The following is a 10,156-nucleotide window of genomic DNA, read 5'->3' as shown; positions in this document are numbered from 1 at the left end:
GGGTTTGTCAGCAGTCTGAACGCCGCCCTTCTGGGCGGCGTTCTCGTTTCTGCGATAGCTGAAAAATCAGTTCGGCTGGTGGTTGCGATCCAGCCAGCCTTGCAGCAGGCCGACCAGCAAGCCCACCAGATGGGCCATGTTGGCGGTGCGGGTGCCGAGCATGTCGAAGAAGCCGAGCACCATCCAGAACAGCATAAAGCCCATCAGCGCCGGTGGCAGAGTGAGGCCACAGGCCGGTTGCAACTTGCTGCGCAGCCAGCAGTAGCCGAGCAGGGCATAGACCACGCCGGAGAGGCCACCAAACAACGGGCCGCTGGCAAAGAACTCTGCGAGATTGGGCAGGGCGGCACCTACCAGCAGCAGGATCAGCAGCTTGCCGCTGCCGAGCCGCTGCTCGATCTGGCCCCCCAGATACCACCACCAGAGCAAGTTGAACACCAGATGGAGCACCGAGAAGTGGATCAGGGCGGGGCTGAAGTAGCGCCACGCCTGCCAGTCGGTGAACTGGGTCAGGGTCGGGTGGAACGCCAGCTGATCAAAAATGGGCAGGCCGATGGCCTCGATCCCGTAGATGGCGAGGCAGGCGATGATCACCACCAGGGTCAGTGGCCCCGCCTGATGGAGGAAGTCGGTGATGGGGTCGGTCATCCCCTTGCTGTAGTCGATACGGGCATTGGCACTGCCTGATTGCCAGGAGGCCTCCATATAGCGCGGATGATCCGGCTCGGCCAGGAAGCGCTTCACCTCCAGCTGGGCCTGGGCGAGGCGCCGCTCATCTGCCAGCCAGAGGGTGACCCCCAGCTCTGACTGGGTCAGCTCGCAGGAGATCCCCAGGGTCGCCAGATAGTCCACCAGCGCCTGCGCCATGCGGGCATTGTCGAGCACCAGCAACTGGATCATGCCAGATGCAGCCTGGTCTGCTCCTGTCATGCGTCGCCCGCCTGGATCGGGAACTCCCGGCGCCACGCCTCGAAGCCGCCATCCAGACTGTAGACCTCGTCATAACCCTGTTGCAGCAGGTATTGGGCGGCCCCCTGACTGCTGTTGCCGTGATAGCACATCACGATGACCGGGGTATCGAAATCCACTTCGTTCATAAAGCGCACCAGGGTGCCGTTGGTGAGGTGGAAGGCGCCGACCGCGTGGGCGGTTTCAAAGGATTGAGGGTCGCGAATATCCACGAGGCGAGCTTCACCGGCGCTGAGCTTCTGGTGGGCATCATGGGCACTGATATGGGCAAACTGGTCCATTAACATGTCCTGCGAATAGGTTGATTACGGGCCAGTGTACCGCAAGCTTGGGCGCAAACTAACCCCACAAAAGATAAGGGAGCCGGCGGCTCCCTTATGGTGACGGATGAGCATCGACACGCCGTTTTAGCCGCCGAGATAGGCCTGGCGCACTGCTGGGTTGGCCAGCAGGGCTGTGCCTGTGTCTTGCAGCACCACGTGGCCGTTCTCCAGCACATAGCCGCGGTCGGCCAGCTTGAGCGCCTGGTTGGCGTTCTGCTCCACCAGAAAGATGGTCATCCCTTTCTGCCGCAGCTGCTCTATGGTGTCGAAGATCTGCTGGATGACGATGGGGGCCAGCCCCAGCGAGGGTTCATCCAGCAGCAGCAGGCGCGGCTTGCTCATCAAGGCACGACCGATGGCCAACATCTGCTGCTCGCCGCCCGACATAGTGCCCGCCCGCTGCGCCAGCCGTTCATGCAGGCGCGGAAACAGGGTAAACACCTGATCCAGCAGCCCGTGCTGCTCGGTCTTGTCGACGAAGAAAGCCCCCATCAGCAGGTTTTCCTCCACCGTCAGGCGGGCGAAGATGCGGCGCCCCTCCGGCACCACGGCGATATCCTTGCGCATAATGTGAGCGGTGGACAGAGAGCTGATCTGTTCCCCTTCAAACCAGATAGAGCCGCTGCTGGGCTTGGGTTCACCGCAGAGGGTCATCAGCAAGGTGGTCTTGCCCGCGCCGTTGGCGCCGATCAGGGTGACGATTTCCCCCTCTTTCACCTCGACGCTGACGTCGTGCAGCGCCTGAATTTTGCCGTAGTGGGTCGATACGTTGCGAAGTTCTAACATCGTGACTCCTTGGGTCCTACGATTCGCCCAGATAGGCCTTGATCACTGCCGGGTTGCTGCGGATTTCATCCGGTTTGCCATGGGCCAGCGGCGTGCCCTGGTTGACCACGAAGATGCGGTTGGAGATCTCCATCACCAGCTTCATATCGTGCTCTATCAGCAGAACGGAGACCCCGAACTCGTCCCTCAGGTTGGTGATGAGCGCGTTCAGCTCGTCGGTCTCCTTGGGGTTGAGGCCGGCCGCCGGCTCATCCAGCATCAGCAGTTCGGGTCTGGTCGCCATGCAGCGGGCGATCTCGAGGCGGCGCTGCTGGCCATAGGCCAGATTGCCCGCCGCGCGGTTGGCCAGATCCTTGAGGCCCACCTTCTCCAGCCAGAAGGCGGCGCGTTCCAGCCCTTCCTGCTCGGCACGGCGAAAGGAGGGGGTCTTGAACAGACCGGCGAGAAAGCCGGTATTGAGGTGCCTGTGCTGGGCCACCAGCAGGTTTTCCACTACCGTCATCTCCTTGAACAGCCGCACGTGCTGAAAGGTGCGCACGATGCCCTTGCGGGCGATGAGGTGGCCGGGCAGCCCCTGGATCTCCTCACCCTGGTAGCGGATGGTGCCGCCACTGGGGCGATAGAAGCCGGTCAGACAGTTGAAGATGGTGGTTTTGCCTGCTCCGTTGGGGCCGATGATGGAGATCACTTCCCCTTTTTCGATATCCAGCGCGACCCCGTTGACTGCCAGCAGGCCCCCGAAGCGCATCGACAAATCAGAGACTTCCAATAACTTCTGATTGGCACTCATTTTTTCAGCTCCCTATTCAAGGTGGAGCGAGTCACTGCCAGCCATTCAGCCACATAGCGCATCGACAGCTCAGAGACATCTATGAACTTCTGATGTGTACTCATTTCTTCAACTCCAGATGCGGACGGGTCATCGGCAGCAATCCCTGTGGCCGCCAGATCATCATGAACACCATCAAGAGGCCGAACATCAGCATGCGGTACTCGTTGAACTCGCGGGCCAGCTCCGGCAGCACCGTCATCACGATGGCAGCCAGCACCACCCCGATCTGGGAGCCCATGCCGCCCAGCACCACAATCGCCAGCACGATGGCCGACTCGATAAAGATGAAGGACTCCGGGCTGATAAAGCCCTGACGGGAGGCGAAGAAACTCCCCGCGAAGCCCGCGAAGGTGGCGCCTATGGTGAAGGCGGTCAGCTTGATGATGGTGGGGTTGAGCCCCAGGGATTTGCAGGCGATCTCGTCTTCCCGCAGCGCTTCCCAGGCACGGCCAAGGGGCATCCGCAGCAGGCGGTTGATGACAAACAGGGTTGCCACCACCAGCACCAGCGCCATCAGATAGAGGAAGATCACCTTGTGGTTGGCGTTGTAGGCGATGCCGAAAAACTCGTGGAAGGTCTCGAAGCCGCCATCCTTGACGGTGCGGTTGAACTCCAGACCACCCAGAGTCGGTTTGGGAATGCCGGAGATCCCGTTCGGGCCGCCGGTCAGGCTGGTCATGTTGTTGAGCAGGATGCGGATGATCTCGCCAAAACCCAGGGTGACGATGGCCAGATAATCTCCCCGCAACCGCAGTACCGGGAAGCCGAGCAGGAAGCCGAACAGGGCCGCCAGACCACCGGCGATGGGCAGGCATTCCCAGAAACTCAGTCCGAAATAGCTGTTGAGCAGGGCATAGCTGTAGGCGCCGACCGCATAGAAGCCGACATAGCCGAGATCGAGCAGGCCGGCGAGGCCCACTACCACGTTCAGACCCAGACCCAGCATGATGTAGATAAGGGCCAGTGTGGCCAGATCGATGGCGCCGCGAGAGGCCATAAAGGGCCAGCTCACCGCGAACAGTAGCACCAGCACGGCGGTGAGGTTATAGAGCTTGGGGGCCTCTTCCGGGCTTGGCAGCACCAGCTTGGTGAAGCCGACCGAGAAGCCGCTGATGGAGGCCTGAAACAGTCGGGCTATCTGGCCGCGCAGCATCTGGAACCAGAATACCAGGGTGGCACCCCCCAGCAGCCAGGCCAGCGACACATCGAGGCGGCTCACCACCAGCAGGCGCGGCCCATCGGTCTCCAGCTTGAAGCCGAGCAGCCAGAAGGAGAGCACCAGCAGTACCAGACTGGCGATACAGGCGTGGATAAATTGTTGTTTCATCACACTTTCTCCACTTCCGGACGGCCGAGAATGCTGCATATGGACATAAACAGCAGCACGAGAGCATGCATAGATTGGCGTTTCATACCTTCTCGACCTCCGGACGACCCAGAATGCCGGTCGGCATAAAGAGCAGCACAAAAATGAGCAGGGCAAACGCCATCACATCCTTGTACTCGGTGCTGAGATAGCCGGCGGTGAGCGCTTCAACCACCCCCAGCAGCAGGCCGCCCAGTACGGCGCCCGGAATACTGCCGATACCACCCAATACCGCGGCAGTGAAAGCCTTCAGACCGGCCATAAAGCCGAGATAGGGATTGATGACGCCGTAATACATGCCGAGCAGCACCCCGGCCACGGCCGCCAGAGCGGCACCCAGCACGAAGGTGATGGAGATAACCACATGGGTGTCGATCCCCAGCAGGTTGGCCATCTTGATATCTTCCGAGCAGGCACGGCAGGCGCGGCCCATACGGGAGCGGTTGATGAACTGGGTCAGCGCCAGCATGGTGATAAAGGTCACCACAAAGATGATTAACTGCATGTAGGAGAGGCTGGCCTGAAAACCATCCTCACCCCCCAGGCTCCAGCCGCCGGAGATCAGGCTGGGCATGGCGATGTCACGTGAACCCTGGGCCATCCGCATCATGTTTTGCAGGAAGATCGACATGCCGATGGCGGAGATCAGGGGGATCAATCGGTTGCCGCCCCGCAGTGGCCGATAGGCGACCCGCTCGATACTCCAGCCATAGCTGCCTGTGATAACGATGCTGACCAGGAAGGCGCCCCCCAGCAGCAGAAAGGTGCTGTCGATGCCCATCATCATGAGCCCCGCCATCACCATGAAAGCGACATAGGAGCCGATCATGTAGACCTCGCCGTGGGCGAAGTTGATCATACCGATGATGCCATAGACCATGGTGTAGCCGATGGCGATCAAGGCATAGGTGCTGCCTATGGTTAACCCGTTCAGCAACTGCTGGATCAGGTAAAGAAGGTGTTCGGACATACTACGTTCCCTGTGCTTGCCCGCAAAGAAAGGAGGGGTGACTCATGTCACCCCGACCGGCAGATTATTTGACTTGGCTGGAGGTACCGTCGGCATGCCATTGGAACACGCCGAATTCAAAGCCTTTCAGATCGCCGCTGGGGGCCCAGCTCAGCGGGCCCATGACGGTATCGATGGGGGCTGCCTTGATGGCGGCCGCCACGGCGGTCGGATCATCCGCACCCGCCTTGGCAATACCGGCAGCCAGGGTTTGTACTGCGGCATAGGTAGTCCAGACGAACGGGCCTGAGGAGTCCTGGCCTTTGGCCTTGAAGGCCTCGACCAGCGGGGCGTTGGCCGGTACCAGATCATACTTGTTGGGCAGGGTGACCAGCAGCCCTTCGGAAGCCGGGCCGCCGATGGCGGAGATATCCTTGTTGCCCACCCCTTCCGGGCCCATGAATTTGGCCTTCAGCCCTTTCTCGCCAGCCTGACGCAGGATCAGCCCCAGCTCCGGGTGATAGCCGCCGTAGTAGACGAAATCGACCTTCTCTTTCTGCAACTTGGCGATCAGAGCGGAGAAATCCTTGTCACCGGAGGTGATCCCTTCAAAAGCCACCACTTTAACGCCAGCCTGGTCGAGGGCAGCTTTGACGCTGGAGGCGATCCCTTCACCGTACTGTTTCTTGTCATGGATGACGGCCACGCGCTGGGGTTTGACCTGCTCGATGATGTACTTGGCGGCGGTCGGGCCCTGATCGCTATCCAGCCCGATAGTGCGCAGGGTCAGCTGGTAACCGCGCTCGGTGATCTTGGGGTTGGTGGAGGCCGGGGTGACCATCAGCACCCCTTCATCTTCATAGATGTCGGAGGCGGGCAAGGTATTGTCGGAGCAGAGATGGCCAACCACGAACTTGACCCCGTCGTTGATCACCTTGTTGGCGATGGCTACCGCCTGTTTGGGATCGCAGGCGTCGTCATAGATGACGGCTTCGATCTGCTTGCCATTGATGCCGCCAGCCTTGTTGATCTGCTCGACCGCCATCTTGCCGCCGGTGAACTGCATGTCCCCGTACTGGGCTACCGGACCGGTGACCGGACCGGCGATGCCGATCTTGATGGTGTCTGCCGCGTGGGCGATGGTGATCGATCCAAACAGAGCCAAAGAAACCGCTGCACTAACTGTAATTTTGCTCAACTTATGCATTGATTCATCCCTTAATCAGTGGATTGTTTCATTTACGCGTGCCATTCCGGATCGACATCCCGTGCATCCGGTAATAGGTATGGTTCTATCATTCCTCACGGGGCAATAACAAGCTGTTAAAGATACTAACCAAGGTGGTTTTGATCGGGTTATTTTGAAATAAATGACCTGTTATTTTAAAATAATCAGAACTTAATCTCAAATTGTCGGCTTAACATCCTGATAACGACAGGTGGCTCTGATAAACATTAGAGGATTGGTCTGTCGATATTTTAATCTGATGCTGCTCTCATTTTGACCGCCTGCCATTTGCGCAAACAGAAATGAGCGCCTAAATTAGCCGGCATTGACAATTCCGTGGCAGAGCTCGTTAAAACCAAGCCTTTATTCGGGAAATCTGCTAATGTTCCGCCTTTGACAGTCAGGAGACAGAGATGGCCACTATCAAGGATGTCGCCTCCCGCGCAGGCGTATCCATCTCCACCGTCTCACATGTGCTCAACCACACTCGGCGGGTCAGCGAAGACGCGACCCAGAAAGTGATTGAGGCGGTGGCAGAACTCAACTACGCGCCCAACTCGGTAGCGCGCAGTCTTAAAATAAATTCGACCAAGACCATTGGCATGCTGGTCACCACCAGCGTAAACCCCTTCTTTGCAGAAGTGGTGCAAGGGGTTGAAGCGTACTGCTTCGAACAGGGTTACAGCCTGATCCTCTGCAACACCGAAAACCAGCCGCCTCGCCAACAGCATTACCTGAGAATGTTGATGGAAAAACGGGTGGATGGCCTGCTGGTATTGGGGACCGACATCGACACACCGTTGCGCGACATGCTGCGCATCCACAAGAACGTACCGCAGGTGGTACTGGATTGGGGCACGGAGTGCGATTTCGCCAACGTCATCAACGATAACGCCCGAACCGGCGCCCGCATGGCCGTCCAGCATCTGCTGGAGCTGGGGCACCGTGACATTGTCTGCATCACGGGTCAGCTCTCCAAGCCGACCACCCAGCAGCGACTGGACGGGGTGCGCGACGCCTTGGGTGAGCAGGGTCTGACCCTCAAAGATGAACAGATTTTTGAAGGTGACTACGAGAGCCAGAGCGGCTTCGATGCCATGCAGCGGATCCTGGCCCTGCAGCCTCGTCCGACAGCGGTCTTTGCCTTCGACGACCCCATGGCGATCGGCGCGATTTGCGCGGCTTGGGAGGCCGGAGTCAAGGTGCCGGACGATATCTCCATTATCGGCTATGACGACGTGGAGATGGCACGCTTCTCCAGCCCGCCGCTGACCACCATCCGTCATCCGAAGGCCGAACTGGGCCAGCTGGCGGTGAAACATCTGGTCAGCCGGATCCGCAACAAGGAGCTGGAAGTAGAGTCGATGACGGTACAGCCGGAGCTGATCGTTCGTCGCTCGGTCAAACCGCTGCGTTAATCCGCGCCCGTTGCCAACACGAAAAACCCCCTCTGTCACGAGGGGGTTTTTGTTTATGCGGGTCTGAGGGCAAGAGCTTTAGCCATGTAAGCCAGTCTCTCACTACAGGTTACTGTTGCGTGTTGTGCTTGGGTGAGTAGGGGCCGTACAGGATGCCATTGGGCTTACCAGCACTCAGCAATCTGAAACTGGTTATTCCTGCGATATCGTGGCCTTTGTCCATCACAGTGTTGGTGATCTGGTCAACAACAGCGACGACCAGCATGCCAACCAGGCTACCACCACCATTGGACTTCTGCTCTGCACTAGAAGCTCGTGCTGTGCCTTCCCAGATGGTTTTGCCGTTGCGCAGGTCCACCAGCTTTGCTTTCGCTGTCACGGCCGTTTCGCTCGAGAGCACCATATAGCTGGTACCATATTCGGTAATATCCAGATAGAGCGCGGTATCAGCACCAAAAATCTGATGCAGCTTGTTGACAGGCAGAGCCTGGATATCTTCCGCAACCGTCATGCCGTTTTGGCGGAAAGTTTCATTGGTCAGTGAGACCGGAAAAACATAATAGCCAGACTCGGCCAGAGGCATGGTGCTCTGGGAGAGCAGACTGTTACCCGCTTTAACATCCGGGCTGTGGTTGACCGGAGGCAACACCAGAATAGAAGTCGGCTGGCTTTCCCGAAAAGCGGCATAGTCATAGGCTACTTGTTGGGATGCACAACCCGCTAGTAGCAGTGAGCCCGTCAGAGCAATCAGTAACTTTTTCATTTGGCTGCTCCCGTTTTCTGGGTGAGCAGAAAATCAATGAACGTCGTTGATTCCGGGAAGAGCTGTTTCTCTTTCTCGAAATGCTCGAGCGCGAGGTCATCGCGCCCCTGCTGGGCATAAAGCATGGCCAGATGAGCATGGAATCCTGGCGGCACCTTCTCCCCTTTCCCGCTGGCTTTTTGCAGGTTTTTCTCGAGCCGATCGATCTGCTCACCATTATCCTGGTCTGTCAGGTGTTGGTAGACCGACTCTTGATACTCATCCCAGTTGTACAGCGGTTTGGGTGGTGTCGCACAGCCGTAGCTGAATAGGGCTGCAGCCAGGCAGAGTCCTTGACGCATACTGTTCATTGGACCCTCCTTAGCGAGTCGGTTGCCAGGCACCGTTCTGGATGCCTGCTACCAGATTGTTCACGGCTTCACGAATCGCCAGGTCAAGCACCTTGCCATTGAGGGTGGAGTCATAATCGGCAGTGCCACCAAAACCGATCACTTCGCGGTTTGAAAGCTCGAATTCGCCCGCACCCTGTGATGAGAACACTACTTCAGAGGTTTTGACATCAACGATATTGAGGTTGACCTTGGCATAGGCAATTTGTGATTTGCCACGGCCGAGAATGCCAAACAGTTGATGGTCTCCCACCGCTTTGCGACCAAATTCGGTGACATCACCAGTGACGACGTAATCGGCACCTTTCAATGCCTGTGCCTGTTTCTTGAGCCCTGCTTCTGCTTGCAACTCTTCCAGGTTGGCTCTGTCCAGTACGCTGAAACGGCCAGTTTGCTGCAGATGGGTGATCAGGATGGTCTTGGCCTGGCTGCCGAGGCGGTCGTTGCCATCGGAGAAGATACCGCGCATATAACTGGAACGGTTATCAAACTTGCCAACGGAGATCGGGCTGCGAGCGCCTTGATATTGGCTCTGGTAGGAGGCCACTTTGGCAACTTCCAGTGTTCGGGAGGATTCACTTGCGCAACCCGCAAGTGCCAAGCTTGCTGCGATAGTCACAGCTACAATGTGATACTTTGTCATGACAGCCTTATTAAGTTTATGATTATTAGTGCTTTTTGTGCATTTCATAGTACATCGAGAATGCCTCTGACGAAATAATCTCAATAGATTTCAGCGATAAGTACTTTGTGGCTGTGTTGAGCCCGGATCTCATCCGGGCGAAAGGGATGGGGATGGTCCACCAGTGTACTGGCGCAGACTTAGCGGCTGTTGCCAATCTCGCTGGCGGCGTGCACCAGCTGTTCCAGCTGGTGGTGGATCTGGGCGCGATCCAGCTGTTGCAGCGGCAGGCAAGCCGGAGGATCGGCTCGATGCCGGGGCGCTGCTGCGCTTTGCACCGGCCATATGCTGGCGGAGTTGGAGCGTCTCGGCGACAGTGAGGCACGGCAGGTGTCCCGGAATTTGGCTGTTATCGTAAAAAATGGCAGGTAGCTTTCGCGGTAAACGTTGGGCTTCACTTCGTTCAGCACCAACCTACGGGTTGCTCCCTTCTCCCCTTGCGGGAGAAGGG

General features: G+C 58.1%; 11 protein-coding genes and 1 pseudogene. 1 reads left to right on the top strand and 11 read right to left on the bottom strand.

What is annotated here, in order from left to right:
* Window positions 1–66: 66 nt before the first annotated feature.
* The 7 genes from glpG to BN1117_RS16605 form a co-directional block, all read right to left on the bottom strand.
* Complete coding sequence (gene glpG / locus BN1117_RS16635) at window positions 67–900, bottom strand: rhomboid family intramembrane serine protease GlpG (protein WP_040099193.1); 834 nt, start codon at window positions 898–900, stop codon at window positions 67–69.
* Between the two features lie 26 nt (window positions 901–926).
* Window positions 927–1,250, bottom strand: a complete 324-nt coding sequence (glpE, locus tag BN1117_RS16630; protein WP_005307320.1) for a thiosulfate sulfurtransferase GlpE — start codon at window positions 1,248–1,250, stop codon at window positions 927–929.
* A 126-nt stretch (window positions 1,251–1,376) separates the two neighbouring features.
* Window positions 1,377–2,078, bottom strand: coding sequence for an ABC transporter ATP-binding protein (locus BN1117_RS16625; protein ID WP_040099191.1), 702 nt, complete (start codon window positions 2,076–2,078; stop codon window positions 1,377–1,379).
* A gap of 16 nt (window positions 2,079–2,094) precedes the next feature.
* The gene (gene livG, locus BN1117_RS16620; protein WP_040099189.1) at window positions 2,095–2,868 is read right to left on the bottom strand and encodes a high-affinity branched-chain amino acid ABC transporter ATP-binding protein LivG; all 774 of its coding nucleotides are present in this window, start codon (window positions 2,866–2,868) and stop codon (window positions 2,095–2,097) included.
* Window positions 2,869–2,968: 100 nt separating this feature from the next.
* Window positions 2,969–4,237, bottom strand: coding sequence for a high-affinity branched-chain amino acid ABC transporter permease LivM (locus tag BN1117_RS16615; RefSeq protein ID WP_040099187.1), 1,269 nt, complete (start codon window positions 4,235–4,237; stop codon window positions 2,969–2,971).
* Window positions 4,238–4,319: 82 nt separating this feature from the next.
* Window positions 4,320–5,246, bottom strand: a complete 927-nt coding sequence (gene livH / locus BN1117_RS16610; RefSeq protein ID WP_040099186.1) for a high-affinity branched-chain amino acid ABC transporter permease LivH — start codon at window positions 5,244–5,246, stop codon at window positions 4,320–4,322.
* Window positions 5,247–5,310: 64 nt separating this feature from the next.
* The gene (locus BN1117_RS16605) at window positions 5,311–6,432 is read right to left on the bottom strand and encodes a branched-chain amino acid ABC transporter substrate-binding protein (protein WP_040099184.1); all 1,122 of its coding nucleotides are present in this window, start codon (window positions 6,430–6,432) and stop codon (window positions 5,311–5,313) included.
* Between the two features lie 434 nt (window positions 6,433–6,866).
* Between BN1117_RS16605 and BN1117_RS16600 the strand changes: the two genes are divergently transcribed.
* Window positions 6,867–7,871: a substrate-binding domain-containing protein gene (locus BN1117_RS16600; RefSeq protein ID WP_040099182.1), complete on the top strand. Its 1,005-nt coding sequence runs from the start codon at window positions 6,867–6,869 to the stop codon at window positions 7,869–7,871.
* Between the two features lie 109 nt (window positions 7,872–7,980).
* Here the strand turns inward: BN1117_RS16600 and BN1117_RS16595 are convergent, their stop codons facing one another.
* The 4 genes and pseudogenes from BN1117_RS16595 to BN1117_RS19910 form a co-directional block, all read right to left on the bottom strand.
* The gene (locus BN1117_RS16595) at window positions 7,981–8,634 is read right to left on the bottom strand and encodes a DUF799 domain-containing protein (protein WP_040099180.1); all 654 of its coding nucleotides are present in this window, start codon (window positions 8,632–8,634) and stop codon (window positions 7,981–7,983) included.
* Window positions 8,631–8,984: a DUF4810 domain-containing protein gene (locus BN1117_RS16590; protein ID WP_040099178.1), complete on the bottom strand. Its 354-nt coding sequence runs from the start codon at window positions 8,982–8,984 to the stop codon at window positions 8,631–8,633. Before BN1117_RS16590 ends, BN1117_RS16595 begins: the two co-directional genes overlap by 4 nt.
* Before the next feature lie 10 nt (window positions 8,985–8,994).
* Entirely contained in the window at window positions 8,995–9,570 is a 576-nt protein-coding gene (locus BN1117_RS16585; protein WP_244463559.1) for a CsgG/HfaB family protein, read from the bottom strand.
* Window positions 9,571–9,845: 275 nt separating this feature from the next.
* A pseudogene (locus BN1117_RS19910) lies at window positions 9,846–10,156 on the bottom strand (hypothetical protein); the annotation flags it as partial.

The organism is Aeromonas australiensis (assembly GCF_000819725.1).
GTDB classification, from domain to species: Bacteria; Pseudomonadota; Gammaproteobacteria; order Enterobacterales; family Aeromonadaceae; genus Aeromonas; species Aeromonas australiensis.
Note: the sequence above shows the minus strand (reverse complement) of the source record. Positions and strands in the feature narration are given on the sequence as shown.

What these genes read in the sequence shown, in the direction of transcription:
- glpG (WP_040099193.1), bottom strand. Translation starts at nt 900, where the DNA reads ATGATCCAGTTGCTGGTGCTCGACAATGCCCGCATGGCGCAGGCGCTG.
- glpE (WP_005307320.1), bottom strand. Translation starts at nt 1,250, where the DNA reads ATGGACCAGTTTGCCCATATCAGTGCCCATGATGCCCACCAGAAGCTC.
- BN1117_RS16625 (WP_040099191.1), bottom strand. Translation starts at nt 2,078, where the DNA reads ATGTTAGAACTTCGCAACGTATCGACCCACTACGGCAAAATTCAGGCG.
- livG (WP_040099189.1), bottom strand. Translation starts at nt 2,868, where the DNA reads ATGAGTGCCAATCAGAAGTTATTGGAAGTCTCTGATTTGTCGATGCGC.
- BN1117_RS16615 (WP_040099187.1), bottom strand. Translation starts at nt 4,237, where the DNA reads ATGAAACAACAATTTATCCACGCCTGTATCGCCAGTCTGGTACTGCTG.
- livH (WP_040099186.1), bottom strand. Translation starts at nt 5,246, where the DNA reads ATGTCCGAACACCTTCTTTACCTGATCCAGCAGTTGCTGAACGGGTTA.
- BN1117_RS16605 (WP_040099184.1), bottom strand. Translation starts at nt 6,432, where the DNA reads ATGCATAAGTTGAGCAAAATTACAGTTAGTGCAGCGGTTTCTTTGGCT.
- BN1117_RS16600 (WP_040099182.1), top strand. Translation starts at nt 6,867, where the DNA reads ATGGCCACTATCAAGGATGTCGCCTCCCGCGCAGGCGTATCCATCTCC.
- BN1117_RS16595 (WP_040099180.1), bottom strand. Translation starts at nt 8,634, where the DNA reads ATGAAAAAGTTACTGATTGCTCTGACGGGCTCACTGCTACTAGCGGGT.
- BN1117_RS16590 (WP_040099178.1), bottom strand. Translation starts at nt 8,984, where the DNA reads ATGAACAGTATGCGTCAAGGACTCTGCCTGGCTGCAGCCCTATTCAGC.